Genomic DNA, 20,105 nt, shown 5'->3' on the forward strand with positions numbered 1-20,105 from the left:
TCAGGCCCGGTGTCCCGCGTCGCCGGATTGCGGCGGGACGGCTTGGCCGGATGTCCGGTCGCAAAGCCTATACCCCGTTTTGCGGGGAATTTCGTGACGGAGTTCGTGCCGCCCCACATGGAAAAAGGGCGGCCCGTCGGACCGCCCTTTCTTCGTTACTTCCGAAGGCCGAGCTTCGCGATCAGCGTCGTATAACGCTCCGCGTCCTTCTTCTTCAGATAGTCGAGCAGCGAACGCCGCTTGTTGACCAGCATCAGCAGACCGCGACGCGAATGGTTGTCCTTCGCATGGGTCTTGAAGTGCTCGGTCAGGTTCTGGATGCGGGTGGTCAGGATGGCGACCTGCACTTCGGGGCTGCCGGTGTCGCCTTCGGCGCGGGCATGTTCCTGGATCAGTGCCTGGCGGTTTTCGGGAGTGATCGACATCGTCGTCCTTTCTATTCGAGGTTGAAGCCGCGGACGACACGGGTTTCCCCGTCGAGTGTCTCGACCAGCGCCACCGGCACATCGGCCAGTGTCGCAAAGCCCAGACCGTCGTCCGTTGCAAAACCGATCAGTCGAAGCCCCTTGCGGAGCCGCCCTGCCTGATCGGCATTCAGAGACAGAGCCGGGATGTCGTCCAGCCCCGCCCCCAGTGGCAGGAGCGTTTCTTCAAGCGCGTGGCCCTTACCCAATTCCGCCAGTTTGTCCAGCGAAATGGCCGATTCGAGGGTGAACGGCCCGGCCTTGGTGCGCCGGAGCATGGTGACGTGGCCGACCGTGCCGAGCGCGAGCGCGATGTCGCGGGCGAGGGAGCGGATATAGGTGCCCTTGGAGACGAAGGCGCTGAGGGTGATTTCCTCAAGCTCCTCCCCGCTCGCGGGGAGGGGGACCGCTGGCGCAGCCGGGGGTGGAGGGGGGTCGGCGGCATCCGCAGCGGTTGCGCCCTGGGGCGATCCCCCTCCACCAGCTTCGCTGGTCCCCCTCCCCGTGCCGGGGAGGATTTGGAGGTCGAACACCGTCACCTTCCGAGTCGCGAGAACGACCTCTTCGCCCTTGCGCGCCAGATCATAGGCGCGCTCACCATCGACCTTCAGCGCGGAGTATGCCGGCGGAACCTGCTCGATCGGCCCGGTAAAGCGCGCCAAGACCGCCTCAACCGCCGCCAGCGTCGGCCGCACCGGCGACTCGCCGATCACCTTCCCCTCTAGGTCGAGCGTATCGGTCTGCGCGCCGAACCGAATCGTGAAATCATAGCGCTTCGACGCATCAAGCATCCGCCCGGCCAGTTTCGTCGCCTCGCCGATCGCAACCGGCAGTACGCCGGTCGCCAGCGGGTCGAGCGTGCCGCCATGGCCGACCTTGTGCTTGCCGTAGCCGCCCTCGCGCAGCACCCGCTTGACCGCCGAGACGATCTGGGTCGATCCCGGCCCCAGCGGCTTGTCGATGATGATCCAGCCGTGCATCAGCGCATCGCTTCGCAAAAATGGCGGCGGCACAGCGCGACATAGCGGTCGTTGCCGCCGATTTCGGTCTGTTGCCCGTCACGCACGGCGCGGCCCTGCGCGTCGACGCGCAGGTTCATCGTCGCCTTGCGCCCGCAGGTGCAGACCGATTTCAGCTCGATCAGCGCGTCGGCGATCGCCAGCAATCGGGCCGAACCGGGGAACAACGCGCCTTGGAAATCAGTGCGCAGGCCATAGGCGAGGACGGGCACGCCTAGATCATCGGCGACCTTGGCGAGTTGATCGACCTGTCCGGGCGACAGGAACTGCGCTTCGTCGACCAGCACGCAGCCGACCGCATGCTGGCGGTGCTGCGCGGCGACGCTTTCGAGCAGGTCGCTGTCGGCATCGAACGGTGTCGCGGGCGCCGACAGGCCGATGCGCGAACCGATCGTCCCCGCCCCTTCGCGCGTGTCGATCGCGGCGGTGAACAGCATCGTCGTCAGCCCGCGCTCGCGATAGTTGAAATCGGCCTGGAGCAGCGTCGTCGATTTGCCCGCGTTCATCGACGCATAATAGAAATAGAGCTTGGCCACTCAGTCCTCGGTATCGCCGCTTTCCAGATCGCGTGCGACCTTGGGATCGCGCAGCAGCTGGTCGATGCGGGTGCCTTCGTCGAAGCTCTCGTCGATCAGGAATTTGAGCTTGGCGGCATATTTCAGGTTCACCCGCCGCGCGACCTCCGACTGGAGATAGGCGGTGTTGGTGCGCAGCGCCTTCAGCACGATCTGTTCGTCCTTGCCGAGCAGCGGCTTCACGAACACCGTCGCATGGCGCAGGTCGGGCGACATGCGGACTTCGGTGACCGAGACGAGATGCTTTTCCAGCACGTCGTCATGCACGTCACCGCGCGCGAGGATTTCGGACAGGATGTGGCGGACCTGTTCGCCGACGCGCAGCAGGCGGACGGAGCGGGTTTCGGGCGTTGCTTCTGACATGATCTAACCGAATTGACAGTGGAACCAGTGACTGTCGAGTCGCTGGCACCAGATGGTGTTGTTGCCGAACACGTTCGCGATGTCGGCGGCGACCGGTCCGCCGTTCCAACCGCGCGCGGCAGCCATGCGGTCGGTCGGATCGTGGACGATGGCGGCCCAACTTCCGAATGGACCGATCCGGGTCGTGAAGGCGGTGCGCGGCGCTGCCTGTTCGACGATCGCGACGCCGGTCGGCCAGGGGCCGCCGGACCGCGCCCGATCGAACGCGCTACGCTCCGATCGCAGCAGCCACCAACTCGGGGCGACGTGCGACCAGTAGAGCGCGTGACTTGCCAGAAATGCCGCAAAGGGTAGCGCGACGATTGGCACGAAGGGCGGCAGGAGTGCCGGTATTCCCGCCGCGCGCAACCGCCAGCTGCGCACCAGCCCGTCGATCAGCAGCCCCAGCCAGCATAGCGCCAACAGGACCGCGACGACCGGAATCGCCCAATAGGACAGGAGATTGGCGACGAACAATGCCGCCGCCCCGCCGATCACCCATGCCGCCGCCAGGCGGAGCCGGGGGCGGAGGGTGGCGGCAAGGGTTGCCCCCTGCCGCCCGTCACTCACAGCGTGCGATCGCGCAGTTCGACTTCGTAGGTTTCGAGGAAGTCGCCCGCCTTGATGTCGGTGAAGTTCTGCGTGAACGTGACACCGCATTCCAGCCCTGCGCGCACTTCGGGAACATCGTCCTTGAAGCGACGCAGCGACGCGATCTCACCCTGGTAGATGATGACGTCGTTGCGCGTGATGCGTGCCTTGAGCGCCTTGCGGATGATCCCTTCGACCACCAGCAGACCCGCGGCCCGACCATGCTTGCCCGCCGAGAAGACCTCGCGGATTTCGGCGCGGCCGACGACCGTTTCGAACGCTTCCGGACCCAAGGTACCGGCCATGCCGGCACGGATATCGTCGGTCAGCGTATAGATGACGTCGTAGTACTTCAGCGCCACCTTGTTCCGCTCGGCGATCTCGCGCGCCTTGGCGTTCGGACGGGTGTTGAAGCCGATGATCGGCGCGCCCGAAGCGGCCGCCAGCGTCACGTCGCTCTCGGTGATGCCGCCCACGCCCGAATGCAGGATGCGCACCCGGATATCGTCGGTCGAAATCTTGTTGAGCGCACCGACGATGGCTTCGACCGACCCCTGGGTATCGGCCTTCACCACCAGCGGATATTCGATCGCCTGCTTCGACTTCAATGCCGAGAACATGCTCTCGAGGCTGGCCGGCGCCTGGGTGGTGCGCTTCTGAAGCAGCACGCCCTGACGATATTCGGCGACCTCGCGGGCACGCGCCTCGCTCTCGACCACCTGCAGCGGATCGCCCGCCATCGGCACGCCCGACAGGCCCAGCACCTCGACCGGAGTCGACGGGCCGGCGGTCTTCACCTGGCGGCCCTTGTCGTCGATCAGCGCACGGACCTTGCCGCTTTCCGCGCCGACGACGAACACGTCGCCGACCTTCAGCGTGCCGCGACGGACCAGCACGGTCGCGACCGGACCGCGACCCTTGTCGAGCTTCGCCTCGATCACGCTGCCTTCGGCAGCGCGGTCGGGATTGGCCTGCAACTCGAGCAGTTCGGCCTGGAGCTGAATCTTCTCGATCAACTCCTGCAGGCCGGTCTTCTTGAGCGCAGACACTTCGACGTCCTGGGTTTCGCCGCCCATTTCCTCGACCTGCACGTCGTGTTCGAGCAGGCGTTCGCGGATGCGCTGCGGGTTCGCCTCGTGCTTGTCGACCTTGTTGATCGCGACGATCATCGGCTTGCCGGCGGCACGCGTATGATGGATCGCCTCGATCGTCTGCGGCATCAGCCCGTCATCGGCCGCGACCGCAAGGATCACGATATCGGTCACGTCGGCACCGCGTGCGCGCATGTCGCTGAACGCTTCGTGGCCGGGCGTGTCGAGGAAAGTGATCTGCGACTCGTCCTTCATCGTCACCTGATAGGCGCCGATATGCTGGGTGATGCCGCCCGCTTCGCCGCGCACCACGTCGGTCCCGCGCAGCGCGTCGAGCAGCGACGTCTTGCCGTGGTCGACGTGACCCATGATCGTGACCACGGGCGGACGCGGACGTAGTGCCTCGACCGCATCCTCGGTCGTGTCGAGTGCGAGGTCGATGTCCGAATCGCTGACGCGCACGATGTTGTGGCCGAATTCGGTCACCAGCAGTTCGGCGGTGTCCTGATCGATCGTCTGCGTCATCGTGACGGGCGAACCCATCTTGAACAGCGTCTTGACGAGGTCGGCACCCTTTTCCGCCATGCGGTTGGCGAGTTCCTGTACCGTGATCGCCTCGGGCACCTGCACGTCGCGGACCTGCTTGATCTGCGGTTCGCGCGGGCCGCCAAAGCCACGCTTTTCCTTTTCCCGCGCACGCTTGAGCGCGGCGAGGCTGCGCGAACGCGCACCATCGTCGCCCAGCGCACGGGTCACGGTCAGCTTGCCCGACTGGCGACGATCATCGCCCTTGCGGTCGCGCGACGGTGCCGGCCGTGCCGGTTCGTTGCGACGCGGCGTCGCCTGACCGGTGCCCGACGGAGTCGGACGTGCGGCCTGGCCACCGGCGGCGGGACGTGCCGCCGCGGTCGTGGCGGGAGCCGCCGCAGCGGGGGCCGGTTCGGGCTTGGGCTGCGGCTTGGGGATTTCCGGACGCTGCACCGGGGTGAAGCGCCGCGGCGCCGGCCGGCTGGGGTCGGCGGTCAGCACGATCGGCTGCGGAGCGGGTGCCGGCGCAGGCGCCGGACGCGGAGCGGCACGCGCCGGCGCCGACGCCGACGCCGGGGCGGGCTTCGCCTCGACCGGTGCAGGCGCGGGTGCGGGCGTCGGCGCACGGGGCGGCGTTTCCGCAACCGGTTCCGGAGTCGGCGTCGGTGCCGGGGTCGGCTCGGGCGCAGCCACGGGTTCCGGCGCAGGCGTCGGTGCAGCCTCGACCAGCTTCGACTCGGGCGCCGGGGTCGGTTCCGGGGCGGGCGCCGGCTCGGCGGCGACACGTGCCTTTTCCTCGACGCGAACGCGCTCGGCCTCGACCGCTTCGCGGGCGATGCGTTCGTCGCGGCGACGATGTTCTTCGGCCGCGTTCATGCGTGCCTCTTCGGCCTCGCGCAGCAGCTTGGCCTGCAGCTCGAGCCGCGACAGGCCGGCATTGCTGCTGGCCGCCGGGCGCGGGGCAGGTGCGGCCGGGGCGGGCGCCGTCGGCGCGGGCGCGGGTGCCGCTTCGGGGGCAGCCGCCTCGACGGGCTGCTGTTCTTCGCCGGGACGGCCGAGCACACGGCGGCGCTTCACCTCCACGACCACCGTATTGGAGCGGCCATGGCTGAAGCTCTGCTTCACCTTGCCGGTTTCCACGGTGCGCTTGAGGCCGAGCGGCGCGCGGGTGCCCAGCTTCGGCTTGTCGTTGTCGATGTCGCTCATCCGGTTACTCAGGTTCCTGCTTCAATTGGTCGAGGCCAATCCGCCCGGCATCGTCAGTGCCGGAAAATCGCGCCGTCGATGCGCCCTGCGAAGGTGTTTCGCAAGCCGCAGAGATAGGTTCGGGTCCGATAAAGTGCAGCCAGCGGGACAGCGCGTCATTGGCTCGCTGTGCCGCCCGTGCGTCGGTCAGGCCGACATGTACCACATTTTCGCGCCCAAGCGCCAATGACAATATGGTGCGTGGAACGGGCAATGCCAATCCCCTGCGACCCGATCCTTCGTCATCGGTGCCGACACGCCATGCCTGTGCCAGTTTTCCGGCGCCGTCGGGCGCGGCGTCTGACGCATGGTACAGCGCGTACAGCTTGCCGCTGCGCGCCGCTTTCTCGATCGCGGTACCGCCGATCACGACGAAGCCCGACTTCGCCTCCAGCCCCAGCCGGTCGAGCGCGTGGCGACGGAGTGCCTCCTCGATCAACTGCGGGAGGTCGGCGGGAATCGCCAGCGTCGCGCCCTTGAACGCCCGCGCCAACGCGCCCTTCAGCTTGCCTTTTGCCATCGCCGTTTCCAGCTCGGCCCGGGTCACGCCGATCCACGCGCCACGGCCGGGAGCCTTGGCACGCACGTCGGGCAGCACGTCGCCGTCCGGGGACAAGGCGAGCCGGACCAGCCCGTCGCGCGAGCCATGCTCACGCGACAGGATGCAGCTGCGCTCGGGGCTGTCGGTTAGCCGCGCGGTGTCATTGTTCGGATTCCGCAACTGCGTCCTCCGAAGTCTCGGCCGCTTCATTCTCATCGGCGAACCAATGGGCGCGGGCGGCCATGATGATCTCGTTACCCTGTTCGTCCGACAGGCCATATTCGGCGAGGATGCCGCCCTTCGGCGCTTCCCGCTTGGGCGCGTCGTCGCCGCGACGGCGCGGTTCGGCCTTCTTCTTCTCGACCAGTTCGTCGGTGGCGAGGTCGGCAAGGTCGTCGAGCGTCTTGATGCCCGCCTTGCCCAGCGTGACCAGCATCGCTTCGGTCAGGTACGGCAGTTCGGCCAGCGCATCCTCGACGCCGAGCGCGGTGCGCTCTTCTCGGGCAGCCTGTTCGCGGCGCTCGATCGCTTCCTGCGCACGGCTTTGCAGCTCCTGCGCGAGGTCCTCGTCGAACCCTTCGATGCCGGCCAGTTCCTCGATCTCGACATAGGCGACTTCTTCCAGCTCGCCGAAGCCTTCGGCGACCAGCAGCTGCGCCAGCGTCTCGTCGACGTCGAGCTCCTTCTCGAACATGCCCGAGCGTTCGATGAATTCCTTCTGACGCTTCTCCGAGGCATCGGCCTCGGTCAGGATGTCGATTGCCTTGCCGGTCAGCTGGCTGGCGAGGCGGACATTCTGGCCGCGACGGCCGATGGCGAGGCTGAGCTGATCGTCGGGAACGACCACCTCGATGCGGTCCTCTTCCTCGTCGAGCACCACGCGGGCGACGTTCGCCGGCTGCAGCGCGTTGACGACGAAAGTCGCGGTGTCGGGCGACCACGGGATGATGTCGATCTTTTCGCCCTGCATTTCCTGCACGACGGCCTGCACACGGCTGCCCTTCATGCCGACGCAGGCGCCGACCGGATCGATCGAGCCGTCATGCGAAATGACGCCGATCTTCGCGCGCGAACCCGGATCGCGGGCCGCAGCCTTGATCTCGATGATGCCGTCGTAGATTTCGGGTACTTCCTGCGCGAACAGCTTCTTCATGAAGTCGGGATGCGCGCGGCTGAGGAAAATCTGCGGACCACGATTTTCGCGGCGGACGTTCAGGATCAGCGAACGGACGCGGTCGCCAACGCGCACCGCTTCGCGCGGAATCTGCTGGTCGCGGCGGATGACGCCTTCGGCACGGCCGAGATCGACCACGACATGGCCGAATTCGACGCGCTTGACGACGCCGGTGATGATCTCACCCTGGCGATCCTTGAATTCCTCGAACTGGCGCTCGCGCTCGGCGTCGCGGACCTTCTGCAGGATGACCTGCTTCGATGCCTGCGCCTGGATGCGGCCGAATTCAATCGGGGGCAGCGGGTCGACGATATAGTCGCCGATCGTCGCGCCCTTCTGGAGCTTCTGCGCGTCCTTCTCGCCGATCTGCTTGAAATGGTCGTCGACCAGTTCGGTGACCTCGAGCACGCGCCACAGGCGCAGGTCGCCGGTCTGCGGGTCGAGCTTGGCACGGATGTCGTTTTCCGACCCGTAGCGCGTCTTGGCGGCGCGCTGGATCGCGTCTTCCATCGCCTCGATCACGATGGCCTTGTCGATCATCTTTTCCGATGCGACCGAATTCGCGATCGCGATCAGTTCCGCCCGGTTGGCGGTGACGGCGGTGGCCATGTCAGTTCTGTCCTTCTGCGTCAGCCGGTTCGTCGTCGGCAGGTTCGTCTTCGAATTCGTCGGCACCCTCGGCAGAGAGCGGCGCGGTCGCCTTGAGCAAGGCGTCGGTGATGATCAGCTTCGCGTCGATGATTGCGGCGAACGGCACGGTCATCGCGTTGTGCTTGCGCACGTCGATGCTGACCTGATCGCCCTCAGCGCCCAGCAGGATGCCGGTCAGCTGCTTGCGATTGTCGATCGGCGCATCGAGCGTCACGCGCGCCTCGAACCCCTTCCAGTCGTCGTAATCGGCGAGGCGCGTCAGCGGCCGGTCGATGCCGGGAGACGAAACCTCCAGCCGATACGCCTCCTCGATCGGGTCCTTCTCATCGAACAGGTCGGAGATGCGGCGCGAGAGTTCGGCGCAGTCGTCGATGGTCAGCTGGCGCGTGTCGGGCCGCTCGGCCATCACCTGCAGCGTCGGGTCCGACTTGCCCCCGATCATCTTCACGCGCACGAGCGCGAAGCCCAGCGCCTGTGCTTCCGGTTCGATCAATCGCGTCAGTTCGGCGATATCCGCCATGCCGTCTCCATCCATCACGCCGCTTCGCTGCCGGTCCCTGTCGGAACCGGCCTCGGCATGTTGGCGATGTCGAGGAAGCACCGCCCATATATGTAAAAAACCATGTCTGGGCAAGGGCCGCCGGATCGACCATGCCGGCCAGCGCGTTGCCGCAGGCAAGTACGATATCTCGAGAGGATTTGCCGATGCTGCCGTTCCATGCGCTGATTCCCGCTGCGATGATGTTGGTTGCATGCAACAGCGGCGGCAGCGATGCGCCGGGTACGGTATCGCCGGCACCGACCGCGACCCCCACGCCGACGCCGACCGCCACCACCCCCACCGGCGGCGTACCGTTCGCTACTCGCGAAGTGGCGACGTTCAATGCGCCGTGGGCGATGACCTTCCTGCCCGACGGGCGGATGCTGGTGACCGAGAAGGGCGGCACGCTGCTGCTGGTCAGCGCGGACGGCAGCCAGAAGACGACGGCGGCGACGATCCCGGTCGATTCGGCCGGACAGGGCGGGTTGATGGACGTGATTCTCGCCCCCGACTTCGCCAGCAGCCGGCGGGTCTATCTGAGCTATTCGGTGTCGGGCAATGGCGGCAAGGGCGTGGCGCTGGCGCGCGGGGTGCTCGATGGCAACCGCGTGACCGGGATCAGCGAGTTGTTCCGCGCGACGCCGTTCGTCAGCGGCGACGGCCATTATTCGGGCCGCATCGCCTTTGCGCCGGATGGCCAGCACCTTTTCTTTACCAACGGCGAACGGCAGAAGTTCGATCCGGCGCAGGACCCCAAGGCGACTTTGGGCAAGGTGCTGCGCCTGACGCTCGACGGGCAGCCGGCGGGCGATCCGGGATTGACGGCTAAGGGCTTCCATCCCGCCGTCTGGTCGTACGGCCATCGCAACCTGCTGGGCATCGCGTTCGACCGGCAGGGCAATTTGTGGGAGCAGGAAATGGGGCCGAAGGGCGGCGACGAGGTCAATTTGATCGTCGCCGGGCGCAATTACGGCTATCCTTTGGTGTCGGAGGGCGATCATTATGACGGCCGCCCGATCCCGCGCCACAGTACGCGCCCCGACCTGGAAGCACCGAAGGTCGCATGGAACCCGGTGATCTCGCCCGGCGGACTGATCGTCTATTCGGGCAAGCTGTTCCCGCAATATGCCGGCGACCTGTTCATCGGCGGGTTGTCGAGCGAGGCGCTGGTTCGCGTCGACGTCAACGGTACCAACGCGACCAAGGGCGACCAGTGGCCGATGAACGCCCGCATCCGCGAGGTTGAGGAAGGTCCCGATGGCGCGATCTGGGTGCTGCAGGACGGGAGCAATGCGAAGCTGCTGAAGCTGACGCCGCGCAGCTGAGCTACAGCCGGGCGAGCGTGGCAGGGTCACGCTCGCCGGCATAGAAGGCGTCGAGGATCGCAGCGAAGATCGGTTCAGCCCCGTCCGACGCCGCTTCGAACAGGGTCGTCGAAGAGCGCAGCTTCATTGCGTCGATCGTGCCGAGCATGGTGGCAATGTCGCCGCCGCGATGCGCCAGCAGTGCTTGCGCCGATTCGACCAGTCGCGCACCCAGCAGCGGATGCGCGAGATAGGCCTGCGCTTCGGCGCGGTCGGCGATGGCGTAATGACGCGCCGTCGCGCTCGATCCCAACCCGGCGATTTGCGGAAAGACGAACCACATCCAGTGGCTGCGCTTCGCCCCGGCGCGCAGTTCGGCAAGGGCGGCCGGATAGCTGTCGCGCTGGGCGTCGACGAAGCGGGCAAGGCGGTCGGTCATGCCGACGAGATGGGAACTGCCGCGCAAACCGCAAATTCTGACAACGTTGACGGTTGATCGGACGATGTGGATACGATTAGCATGGCCGCCTCGAAGAAATGCCTTGGGAGGGGTTATGCACAAGAGCTGGATGGTGGCCGCAGCGGTCGCCATGGTCGCCGCACCTGTCGTCGCACAGAGCGCGGAGGATTTCGCCGCGAAGGTCATCAACGCACCGCTGCCCGCGAGCCTGAACGTCTATGGCCTGCCCAAGCCGCCGCTGACGCGTGTCAAGGAGATCGATGGCGGCAAGGTCATCCGCCTCGCCATTCCGGGTGCGGACAAGGATGCGTGGAAGATCCAGCTTCAGTCTCCGACCAATGCCCCGGTGGCGAAGGGCGATCGCCTCGTCCTCGCCTTCCATGCGCGGGCCAGCGGCATGGCGCCGGGCACCAAGGCGCGGATCGCGGTCGCCGGCATCCAGCTGAACAAGGAACCCTATAGCCAGGTGATCGGCGGCCCGATCGAGGTCGGCGAGGCGTTCGAATTCCATCAGGTCGCGGGCAAGGCCGATCGCGACTATGCCGCGGGCGAGCTGATGGCGTCGCTGCAACTGGCGACGGGCAAGCAGGTGTTCGAGTTCGGGCCGATGTTCGTCATCAACCTCGACAAGAAGTGAAGCCGGGCGCGGTGCGGGATCAGGCCCGTGTCGCCGTCAGGAAATAGTCGAGCGAAATATCGTCCGACAAGGCGAAGCCGCGTGCTGCCGAGAAGGACAGACCGCTGGGCGAAGACACCGTCATGCCCGCCGCGCGGAGATGCGCGGTCAGTTCGTCGGGGGTCAGGAAGCGGTCCCAGTCATGGGTGCCGCGCGGGATCATGCCGAACCCTTCCGCCACCGATATCATCGCGAGTCGCGACAATGCGGTGCGGTTCGGGGTCGATACGACCAGCAGCCCGCCGGGCGCGACCGCCTCGGCCAGTCCGCGCGCAAAGGCGGCGGGGTCGGCGACATGCTCGATCACCTCCAGCGAAGTGACGAGGTCGAACCGGCGTCCGGCGATCGCCTCCACCCCGCCCGCGAGATACTCGATCGACAGCCCGGTCAGCGCCGCATGGGCGGCGGCCGCGCCGATATTCTCCGGCGCGGCGTCGACGCCGGTCACCTGTCCGCCAAGGCGCGCGAGCGGTTCGGCAAGCAGCCCCGCACCGCAGCCGACGTCGAGCACCGTCTTGCCCGCCAGCGGGGTGAAACCGGCCGCATCGCCGCCCCAATGCGAATCGATCGCCGCGCGCACGAAGCCCAACCGCACCGGGTTGAGCCGATGGAGCATCGCCGAGCTGCCCTTCGGGTTCCACCAGTCGGCGGCGAGTTCGCCGAAATGCGCGGCCTCGCGCGCCACGACGCTTGATTGCGCGGGCGCGGCTTTTTGCGACATAAAGATTGCTTCGCTTGCGTTCGTCATGCCGCTCTCCTATCAGCCGCCGCCATTCCCCCCAAGGATGAATGGCAAAACGCATGGCGCGGATCGTGATGAAGTTCGGTGGCACCTCGATGGCGGGGATCGAACGTATTCGCAACGTCGCCGCGCGCGTGAAGCGCGAGGTCGAGGCCGGGAACCAGGTCGCGGTGGTCGTGTCAGCGATGGCGGGCGATACCGACCGGCTGGTCGGCTTCTGTCGCGAGGCTTCGGCGCTGTACGACCCGCGCGAATATGATGCGGTGGTGTCATCGGGCGAGCAGGTGACCAGCGGGCTGCTGGCGATTGCGTTGCAGGCGATCGGCGTGCCGGCGCGCTCGTGGCTGGGCTGGCAATTGCCGATCCGCACCAGCGATGCACATGCGACCGCGCGGATCGAATCGATCGACACCACTGCGCTCGACGAAAGCCTGTCGCGCGGCGAGGTGGCGGTGATCCCGGGGTTCCAGGGCGTGACCGACACCAACCGCATCACCACGCTGGGCCGCGGCGGGTCGGATACGTCGGCGGTGGCGATGGCGGCGGCGATGCAGGCCGATCGCTGCGACATCTACACCGATGTCGACGGCGTCTACACCACCGACCCGCGGATCGTGCCGCGTGCGCGCAAGCTGGCGCGGGTGACGTACGAGGAAATGCTCGAGCTCGCCTCGGTCGGGGCGAAGGTGCTCCAGACCCGCTCGGTCGGGCTGGCAATGAAGGAAAAGGTCCGCGTGCGCGTGCTGTCGTCGTTCGACGATAGCCGCGACGAGGATGGGTATCGTGGAACGCTGATCGTCGGCGAAGAGGAAGTGACGGACATGGAACGGCAGCTCATCACCGGAATCGCCCACGACAAGAACGAGGCGAAGATCACGCTGGTCGCGGTGCCTGATCGCCCCGGCGCGGTCGCATCGATCTTCGCACCGCTGGCCGGCACCGGCATCAACGTCGACATGATCGTGCAGAACATCGCCCATTCGACCGGATCGACCGACGTGACCTTTACGGTGCCCGCGGCCGAACTGGCCCGTGCGCTCGACACGCTGGACAAGGCGAAGACCGATATCGGGTTCCAGAAGGTGCTGCACGACACCCGCGTCGCCAAGATTTCGGTGGTGGGCGTGGGCATGCGCAGCCATGCCGGCGTCGCCTCCACCATGTTCACCGCGCTGGCCGAGCGCGGGATCAACATCCAGGCGATCACCACGTCGGAGATTAAGGTCAGCGTGCTGATCGAAGAGGATTATACCGAGCTGGCGGTGCGGGTGCTGCATACCGCGTACGGGCTGGATGCGGAGGGGTAAGGTCGGCGCCGACCGAAGTTGGCGAAGGTTACGGGACGTCGAGGTCGCAAAGCGCCTTCGGCGTCTTGTCTGTCAGATATTTCTCTTCTATTTCATATACTTACCGTTACGTCCTATGATTGCGGGGTGCGCGGAAGTTGGCGCGTTGCGGCATGCGTCATCCCAACGGAGGCTGGAATTTGCCCGGTAGGGCGTGCGGCAGGAGTCGCTCGAGGCCCCAGCCTGCGCTGGGGCGACGATGGGCTTTGGGGTTCGACGAGGAGAAAGAGCCTCGCGAGCGTGGCAGCATCCAAGCCTGTAGGAAAGCGTTTCCAAGCACGCGTGCCCTGTGCGGACACCCCCCTCCACCCCGCTTCGCGGCGGTCCCCCTCCCCGCGCAACGGGGAGGATTTTATTCGCCGATCAGGTGTACCGCGATCCTCCGCCGGTGCGCCGCCCTCCGGTGTTCGAATAGGTAGATGCCCTGCCATGTGCCCAGTACCGGGCGGTGGCCGATCACGGGAATCGATAGCGACGTGTTCGTCAACGCGGTGCGCAGGTGCGCGGGCATGTCGTCGGGCCCTTCCTCATCATGGGCGTAGCGGTCGCTTTCGGGGGCGATGTGTCGGAAATAGCGTTCGAGGTCGTCGCGCGCCGCTTCGCTGGCATTTTCCTGCACCAGCAGCGACGCCGAGGTGTGGCGGCAGAATAGCGTCAGCAGCCCGCTGGCGATGCCGGTCGCTTCGACCCAGTGCCGCACCTGTCCGGTGATGAGGACCAGCCCCTGTCCGTTGGTGGTGACCACCAGTTCGCCATGTTCCTGTCGCATCATCGTCCCTGCTTGCCCGAAGCCATCGGCCCGCGCTAGGCGGAGGGATGACCAACGCATCGATCGGCGCCGAGCGCCTTGAGCGCCGCATGGCGCGCGGCTGTGACTTCCTGGGCTCTAAGACCGCGATCCTGTGCGGGGCGATGTCGTGGGTGAGCGAGCGCAATCTCGTCGCCGCCATTTCCAATGCCGGCGGGTTCGGCGTGATCGCGTGCGGCGCGATGACCCCCGAGCTGCTCGACAAGGAGATCGCGGGCACCAAGAAGCTGACGGACAAGCCGTTCGGCGTGAACCTGATCACGATGCACCCGGCGCTGTTCGACCTGATCGAGGTGTGCGGTCGCCATCAGGTCACCCATGTCGTGCTGGCCGGCGGATTGCCGCCCAAGGGGTCGCTGGAAGCGATCAAGGCGACGGGTGCCAAGGTCATTGCCTTCGCCCCTGCGCTGGCGCTGGCCAAGAAGCTGATCCGCAGCGGCGCCGATGCGCTGGTGATCGAAGGGATGGAGGCGGGCGGGCATATCGGCCCCGTGTCCACCAGCGTGCTGGCGCAGGAAATGCTGCCCGAGGTCGCGGCGCAGGTGCCGGTGTTCGTCGCAGGCGGGATCGGCCGGGGCGAGGCGATCGCCGGCTATCTGGATATGGGTGCGGCGGGCGTACAGCTCGGCACGCGCTTCGTGTGCGCGACCGAATCGATCGCGCATCCGGCGTTCAAGAAGGCGTTTCTGCGGGCCTCGGCGCGCGATGCCGTCGCCAGCGTACAGATCGATGCCCGCCTGCCGGTGATCCCGGTGCGCGCGCTGAAAAATGCCGGCGGCAAATTGTTCACCGCCAAGCAGCGCGAAGTGGCGCAGATGCTCGACGAGGGCGGCGTGGCGATGGCCGAGGCGCAGTTGCAGATCGAACATTATTGGGCGGGTGCGCTGCGCCGCGCGGTGATCGACGGCGATGTCGAGCATGGCAGCCTGATGGCCGGGCAGTCGGTCGGCATGGTGACGAAGGAAGAACCCGCGGCGGAGATCATCGCGACGCTGATGGCGGAAGCCGCGCAGGCGCTGGAGAAGCGGGCGGTTTGACGGCCAACGTTCACTAGGTTCACACTCGTGCGTAGTTTGTCGCACGGGTGCGCCGGGGATGTCGGGCGGTCACGGTGTCGAAGAGCGTGACGGGAGCGTGGCAGCAGGCGGGCGTGTAGGAAGGTCGTGTTGTAAGGGGTGCGCCCTCCCCTGCTCTCCCTGTGCGCCCGCACCATACGTCATCCCGGCGAAGGCTGGGATCTCCTCATGACAGCGCGCGGCAGGAACCGCGGGAGACCCCAGCCTTCGCTGGGGTGACGTTTGCGGTGTAGGGCGTCGGCTCTCCCCCCTCGTCACTCCGGACTTGATCCGGGATCCCGCTTCTTCTTCTGGCGTCGGCAAGGCAGCGGAAGCCCGGGGTGACGGGTAGCGCAATGGTCAGGCCGTCGCCTCCTCCCGCAACCACGCCACCGCTTCGTCGCGCGTGTCGAACATCGCCAGATGCGGCATGGCGCGTTTCACCTGCATCGACAGCAGCGCGCTGTTGCGGACCAGTGCGATCTTGCGCGAGGTCGTGCGCGAGCGGTCGGCGATCGCGCCGATGGCCGCGAGGACGTCAGGCGACTGGACCGCAAAACCGGTGATGTCGAACAAGGCGACCTGTTCGCCCGGACGGACGCCGAGCGCCGGCAGGCGTTCGACCGAATCGCGGATCGCCGCGGCGAAGCGGGCGACGGTGTCCACATCCCAATGGCCCAGCAGCGTAAATTCGAGCATCCACGGGGAGGACCGGATGAAGCCGCTAAAGCCGGGATCGTCGACGATGCGCATCGGGTTCCTGCAATGACAAGCGACCGTATCCGCGTACGGTCGCTGAAAACATTACGGAAATATCGCTAAAAAAGCGTTATGCGGTCGCCGCCGGGCACGGCGTGTCCGATCAGTAGGCGCGGCGGATGGCGAATTCGACCGCTTCGATCATCGCGTCCTTGGCAGCGCCATTGGCGAAACCGCCCAGCGCATCGATCGCACGCTGACCGTAATGGCGGGCGCGCGCCAGCGTGTCATCGACCGCGCGGGTCGAGCGGATCAGCGTGATCGCATGGGCAAGGTCGGCGTCGCTGGCGCGCTTGCCCGACACCGCGTCGCGCCAGAAGGCGCGCGCTTCTTCGTCACCGCGCGCATAGGCGAGGATGACCGGCAGCGTCATCTTGCCTTCGCGGAAGTCGTCGCCGGCGTCCTTGCCCATCGTGTCCGCGTCGGACACGTAGTCGATCGCGTCGTCGACCAGCTGAAACGCGATGCCGAGGTTGCGGCCATAGGCGTCGAGGGCGGCTTCGTCGGCGTCCGAGCGGTCGGCAACGATCGCGGCGATGCGGCACGCGGCGGCGAACAGCGCGGCGGTCTTCGCCCCGATGATGTCGAGATAGCGGTCCTCGGCGGTGTCGATGCGGCGGATCGCGGTCAGCTGGTTCACTTCGCCTTCGGCGATCACCGCCGACGCGCCCGACAGGACACGCAGCGCCTTCAGGCTTTCGGCCTCGACCATCAGTTCGAAGCTCTTGGAAAACAGGAAGTCGCCGACCAGCACGCTCGCCGGATTGCCCCAGATGATGTTGGCGGTGCGCTTGCCGCGGCGTAGGTCGGACCCGTCGACCACGTCGTCGTGGAGCAGCGTCGCGGTGTGGATGAATTCGACCGCTGCGGAGAGCAGGTGATGGCGCGTGCCGCCATAGCCGATCAGCCGCGCACAGGCGAGCGTGAGCATCGGCCGCATCCGCTTGCCCCCGCCCGCGATCAGATGGCCGGCGAGTTCGGGGATCAGCGGAATCTTCGACTGCATCCGGTCGAGGATGACCGCGTTGACGCGGTTCATGTCGTCCGCGACCAGCGCCATCAGCGGATCGAGCGAGGGGTCGGTCCGCTTGTCGAGGCGGTGGAGGGTAGCCGTCATGTCGAAGCGATGTGGCGGTTCGGGCCCGCGAACGCAAGGGAAAGGCGGGGTTGCGTGACGCGTCCGGTCGCGCGAAAGGGGCGTACCCCCCGCCCCCCTGTCCATAGGAAGGACGCCATGCCCGACGCGACGCTGCAACGCTTTCGCCAGAGCATCGACAATATCGATGCCGCGCTCGTCTTCCTGCTGGCCGAACGGTTCAAGGTGACGCAGGCGGTCGGTCGCTACAAGGCGGAGGAAGGGCTGCCCCCCGCCGATCCGGGGCGCGAGGAGGCGCAGATCGCGCGGCTGCGCGCGCTGGCGCGCGACGCCGATCTCGACCCCGAATTTTCGGAGAAGTTCCTGCGCTTCATCATCGACGAGGTGATCCGTCATCACCGGTCGATGCAGGACGACGAGCCGGCCGCATGAGCGACGACCGGATCGTCTTCGCCCCCGACGATGTCGACCTGGCGCGATCGCCGCTCCGACGCGGCATTTCCGAGCCGACCTATGTGCTGGGCGCGTTCAACCCGGCGTTGACGCGGTTGCCGAACGGCAATTTGCTGCTGCTGGTGCGGATCGCCGAGGCACTGCGCGAACCGGTGCGGGGCGGGACTGTGCGGTCGATCCGGTGGACGGCGGCGGGCTATGTGCTCGACGCGTTTCCGGCCGATGCGGCGGACGTCAGCGATCCGCGCTTCTTTTCGTTGAAGGGCGGGGCGTATCCGTTCCTCGGCCTCACTTCGCTATCGTGGTTGCTGCCGGTCGAGCTGTCGGCCGACGGGCAGCGGGTGGTGACGGTGCATTACGACCGCGCGGTCGAGCCTTCCGCCGACTATGCGCAGTACGGCGTCGAGGACCCGCGGATCGCGGTGATCGACGGCGTGTACTGGATGACGGTGTGCGGCGTGTCGGGCGGGCGGCTGTGTACGGTGATGTACCGGTCGCACGACGGCTATGACTGGCGGTCGCAGGGCATGGTGCTTGACCATGGCAACAAGGACATGGTGCCGTTCGAGGGGCGGGTCGGCGATCGCTATGCGGCGCTGACCCGGCCGCTATCGGATGCGTGGTTCGTGGCGGCGCCCGGGGCCAAGGAGGGGAGCGGGCCGAGCATCAACGTCGCGACCTCCCCCGACATGCTGCATTGGCGCCCGCTTGGCGAACCGGCACTGCGGCCGTTGAAGGGCGCAGCGGCGTACAAGCTGGGCGGCGGGACCCAGCCGGTGCGGACGAAGCGCGGGTGGATGCTGCTGTATCACGGTGTCGAGAAACAGGGCGCGGTCGGGGTATACCGGACGTACCGGGCGCTGTTCGACCATGAGGTTCGCGCAGTGTTGGAGCGTGACGAATCGGTGCCGGTGCTGGAGGCGGCGCCCGCGCTGATCGCGCCGATCGCGCATCAGGCGTATCTGCCGCAGCCGGTGGTGTTCACCACGGGGATCGTCGCCGATGGTGGCGACTGGATCGTGGCGTCGGGCGAGGCGGACCTGGCGTGCCGGTTGACGCGGGTCGAAGGGCGGCGGCTGGAATAGGCCTCTTTCCCCTATCCCCCTGCCCCATCCGTTCGCTTCGAGCGCAGGTTCGAGCTTGTCGAGAACCGAAGTCGAGAAGTCGGTGCCGCAAACAAGGCGTTCTCGACAGGCGCTTCTCGACTTCGCTCGAAGCTGCTCGAACCAAACGGTGTGATTGGGGTAAAGGTTACACCCCCAACCACAGCCGCAACGGATTGGCCGGGTCGGCCACCAGCTTCACCGTCAGCCCGAGCGAGATCACCACCAGCAGCGGTCGGATCGCCCGCCCGCCCCACCGGATGGCGAGCGCCGCGCCGACCTGTCCGCCCGCCACGCTCGCCATCGCCATCGCGATACCCAGCGTCCACCACACATGGCCGCCGCCGACCAGCACCGCGACCCCGGCGAGATTGCTGGCGAGGTTCAGCAGCTTGGTATGCGCCACCGCCCGCGTCGCGCCCATGCCGGCGGCGGTGACCAGCAGCAGCGTGAAGAACGATCCGGTGCCGGGCCCGAAGAAGCCGTCATAGGTGCCGATCGCCGCCACCGCGAGCAGCAGGCCGGCGGGTGCGAGGCGGACATGGGTGTCGACGTCGGACAGACGGGGCCCGAACAGGAAATAGCCCGCCATCGCGACCAGCAGCACCGGCAGCAGTCCCGACAGGAAATGCGGGTCGATCGCCTGCACCAGCGCGGCCCCTACCGCCGCGCCGCCGAACGACGCGACCGCCAGCCACGACGTCCGGCGCAGGTCGATATGCCCCTTGCGCCAGAAGGCGAAAGCCGCGCCGGCGGTGCCGCACGCGCTTTGCAGCTTGTTGGTGCCGAGCGCCGCGACCGGCGGCACGCCGGCGGCCAGCAGCGCGGGAATGGTGATGAGCCCGCCCCCGCCCGCCATCGCATCGAGCGCGGCCGCGCCGAACGCGACGAGCATGAGCAGGGCAATGAGGTCGATGTCCATCGGGTGCGGGTAGCCGGGATCGTGGCAATGGGAAACCTCCCGCCCCTGCACCAGTCGTCATTCCCGCGCAGGCGGGAATCCATAACCGCCACGTTCGCGAAAGAATCGCGACGGCATAGACTATGGGTTCCCGCCTGCGCGGGAACGATCCTGTGAGATGAAAGTGGGGAGCTTCTGTTGCCCGGTGCTCCCCGTACCGCTGGAATCCGATTCTGTTGCCCGGTTCGGTCCAACCGCGCTATTTTGGAGTAACTTCAGGCCGTGAGGCCCTCAGTTACGCCGCAATCGCGAGTGCTTCGTTATCGTTGGCACTTGTGTGTATGGGCCGTTGCGGTGGTCCCATTCCGAACGAAAACAGCGCTTTTCAACACACGTCGATCCTGGTTCGGCCCCGTCAGAAACGGTGTCCAGAAACACCACCTTATGGTGGAGCCGCCGGGTACTGCCCCCGGGTCCGCTGCGTCTATTGCACGCCGCAGTTTATCGTCATAGCCGGCTGGAAGCCGACGCTTCGTCATATAGGCGGTCGTCGCGGCTTTGAAAAGAAGCGGACTTCCCT

Annotated in this window: 21 protein-coding genes and 1 other RNA gene; 6 read left to right on the forward strand and 16 right to left on the reverse strand. The window is 66.8% G+C overall.

The window, feature by feature from the left end; all coding sequences use genetic code 11:
• Window positions 1-155 precede the first annotated feature (155 nt).
• Genes rpsO through rimP form a run of 9 tightly spaced genes read right to left on the reverse strand, consistent with a single transcriptional unit; the run spans window position 156 to window position 8,801 of the window.
• The gene (gene rpsO / locus MF610_RS10330; RefSeq protein ID WP_055786761.1) at window positions 156-425 is read right to left on the reverse strand and encodes a 30S ribosomal protein S15; all 270 of its coding nucleotides are present in this window, start codon (window positions 423-425) and stop codon (window positions 156-158) included.
• 11 nt (window positions 426-436) lie between these two features.
• Complete coding sequence (gene truB / locus MF610_RS10335) at window positions 437-1,444, reverse strand: tRNA pseudouridine(55) synthase TruB (protein WP_242195925.1); 1,008 nt, start codon at window positions 1,442-1,444, stop codon at window positions 437-439.
• Window positions 1,444-2,019: a thymidine kinase gene (locus tag MF610_RS10340; protein WP_242195928.1), complete on the reverse strand. Its 576-nt coding sequence runs from the start codon at window positions 2,017-2,019 to the stop codon at window positions 1,444-1,446. The genes truB and MF610_RS10340 overlap by 1 nt, the downstream gene beginning before the upstream one ends.
• The gene (rbfA, locus tag MF610_RS10345) at window positions 2,020-2,421 is read right to left on the reverse strand and encodes a 30S ribosome-binding factor RbfA (RefSeq protein ID WP_242195931.1); all 402 of its coding nucleotides are present in this window, start codon (window positions 2,419-2,421) and stop codon (window positions 2,020-2,022) included.
• A 3-nt stretch (window positions 2,422-2,424) separates the two neighbouring features.
• Complete coding sequence (locus MF610_RS10350; RefSeq protein ID WP_242195935.1) at window positions 2,425-3,030, reverse strand: hypothetical protein; 606 nt, start codon at window positions 3,028-3,030, stop codon at window positions 2,425-2,427.
• Window positions 3,027-5,876 (reverse strand): translation initiation factor IF-2, encoded by a 2,850-nt coding sequence (gene infB, locus MF610_RS10355; protein ID WP_242195938.1) that lies wholly within the window; start codon window positions 5,874-5,876, stop codon window positions 3,027-3,029. The genes MF610_RS10350 and infB overlap by 4 nt, the downstream gene beginning before the upstream one ends.
• A gap of 4 nt (window positions 5,877-5,880) precedes the next feature.
• Entirely contained in the window at window positions 5,881-6,636 is a 756-nt protein-coding gene (locus tag MF610_RS10360) for a DUF448 domain-containing protein (RefSeq protein ID WP_380870578.1), read from the reverse strand.
• Window positions 6,617-8,239, reverse strand: coding sequence for a transcription termination factor NusA (gene nusA / locus MF610_RS10365; protein ID WP_242195942.1), 1,623 nt, complete (start codon window positions 8,237-8,239; stop codon window positions 6,617-6,619). Before nusA ends, MF610_RS10360 begins: the two co-directional genes overlap by 20 nt.
• Window position 8,240: 1 nt before the next feature.
• A complete protein-coding gene (gene rimP / locus MF610_RS10370; RefSeq protein ID WP_242195945.1) occupies window positions 8,241-8,801 on the reverse strand; it encodes a ribosome maturation protein RimP in 561 nt (186 codons plus the stop codon).
• Window positions 8,802-8,986: 185 nt separating this feature from the next.
• On the opposite strand from rimP, the gene MF610_RS10375 reads away from it, so the two are divergent.
• On the forward strand, window positions 8,987-10,147 hold the full coding sequence (locus tag MF610_RS10375) for a PQQ-dependent sugar dehydrogenase (RefSeq protein WP_242195948.1): 1,161 nt from the start codon (window positions 8,987-8,989) through the stop codon (window positions 10,145-10,147).
• A 1-nt stretch (window position 10,148) separates the two neighbouring features.
• On the opposite strand, the gene MF610_RS10380 is transcribed toward MF610_RS10375, so the two are convergent.
• Entirely contained in the window at window positions 10,149-10,565 is a 417-nt protein-coding gene (locus MF610_RS10380; RefSeq protein ID WP_242195951.1) for a DUF1810 domain-containing protein, read from the reverse strand.
• Window positions 10,566-10,680: 115 nt separating this feature from the next.
• Here MF610_RS10380 and MF610_RS10385 point away from each other — a divergent pair, with 115 nt between their 5' ends.
• Window positions 10,681-11,223, forward strand: a complete 543-nt coding sequence (locus MF610_RS10385; protein WP_242195954.1) for a hypothetical protein — start codon at window positions 10,681-10,683, stop codon at window positions 11,221-11,223.
• Between the two features lie 19 nt (window positions 11,224-11,242).
• Here MF610_RS10385 and ubiG read toward each other — a convergent pair whose 3' ends face one another.
• Window positions 11,243-12,010 carry a bifunctional 2-polyprenyl-6-hydroxyphenol methylase/3-demethylubiquinol 3-O-methyltransferase UbiG gene (gene ubiG, locus MF610_RS10390; RefSeq protein ID WP_242195957.1) on the reverse strand — a complete coding sequence of 256 codons (768 nt, stop codon included), beginning with the start codon at window positions 12,008-12,010 and terminating at the stop codon, window positions 11,243-11,245.
• 53 nt (window positions 12,011-12,063) lie between these two features.
• Between ubiG and MF610_RS10395 the strand changes: the two genes are divergently transcribed.
• Complete coding sequence (locus MF610_RS10395; protein WP_242196545.1) at window positions 12,064-13,311, forward strand: aspartate kinase; 1,248 nt, start codon at window positions 12,064-12,066, stop codon at window positions 13,309-13,311.
• 391 nt (window positions 13,312-13,702) lie between these two features.
• On the opposite strand, the gene MF610_RS10400 is transcribed toward MF610_RS10395, so the two are convergent.
• Window positions 13,703-14,119: a secondary thiamine-phosphate synthase enzyme YjbQ gene (locus MF610_RS10400; RefSeq protein WP_242196548.1), complete on the reverse strand. Its 417-nt coding sequence runs from the start codon at window positions 14,117-14,119 to the stop codon at window positions 13,703-13,705.
• 89 nt (window positions 14,120-14,208) lie between these two features.
• Between MF610_RS10400 and MF610_RS10405 the strand changes: the two genes are divergently transcribed.
• Window positions 14,209-15,195: an NAD(P)H-dependent flavin oxidoreductase gene (locus tag MF610_RS10405; RefSeq protein ID WP_242196551.1), complete on the forward strand. Its 987-nt coding sequence runs from the start codon at window positions 14,209-14,211 to the stop codon at window positions 15,193-15,195.
• Between the two features lie 378 nt (window positions 15,196-15,573).
• Here the strand turns inward: MF610_RS10405 and MF610_RS10410 are convergent, their stop codons facing one another.
• Both MF610_RS10410 and MF610_RS10415 read right to left on the reverse strand, forming a co-directional pair.
• Window positions 15,574-15,966, reverse strand: coding sequence for a hypothetical protein (locus MF610_RS10410; RefSeq protein ID WP_242195960.1), 393 nt, complete (start codon window positions 15,964-15,966; stop codon window positions 15,574-15,576).
• A 109-nt stretch (window positions 15,967-16,075) separates the two neighbouring features.
• Window positions 16,076-17,089, reverse strand: coding sequence for a polyprenyl synthetase family protein (locus MF610_RS10415; RefSeq protein WP_242195965.1), 1,014 nt, complete (start codon window positions 17,087-17,089; stop codon window positions 16,076-16,078).
• Between the two features lie 117 nt (window positions 17,090-17,206).
• Between MF610_RS10415 and MF610_RS10420 the strand changes: the two genes are divergently transcribed.
• Window positions 17,207-17,500: a chorismate mutase gene (locus tag MF610_RS10420; protein WP_242195968.1), complete on the forward strand. Its 294-nt coding sequence runs from the start codon at window positions 17,207-17,209 to the stop codon at window positions 17,498-17,500.
• A complete protein-coding gene (locus MF610_RS10425) occupies window positions 17,497-18,606 on the forward strand; it encodes a glycoside hydrolase family 130 protein (RefSeq protein WP_242195971.1) in 1,110 nt (369 codons plus the stop codon). Before MF610_RS10420 ends, MF610_RS10425 begins: the two co-directional genes overlap by 4 nt.
• 166 nt (window positions 18,607-18,772) lie before the next feature.
• On the opposite strand, the gene MF610_RS10430 is transcribed toward MF610_RS10425, so the two are convergent.
• Window positions 18,773-19,546, reverse strand: a complete 774-nt coding sequence (locus MF610_RS10430; RefSeq protein ID WP_242195974.1) for a TSUP family transporter — start codon at window positions 19,544-19,546, stop codon at window positions 18,773-18,775.
• Window positions 19,547-19,747: 201 nt separating this feature from the next.
• Window positions 19,748-20,094: a transfer-messenger RNA gene (gene ssrA, locus MF610_RS10435) on the reverse strand.
• Between the last annotated feature and the right edge of the window lie 11 nt (window positions 20,095-20,105).

Source organism: Sphingomonas hankookensis (genome assembly GCF_022664465.1).
GTDB classification, from domain to species: Bacteria; Pseudomonadota; Alphaproteobacteria; order Sphingomonadales; family Sphingomonadaceae; genus Sphingomonas; species Sphingomonas hankookensis.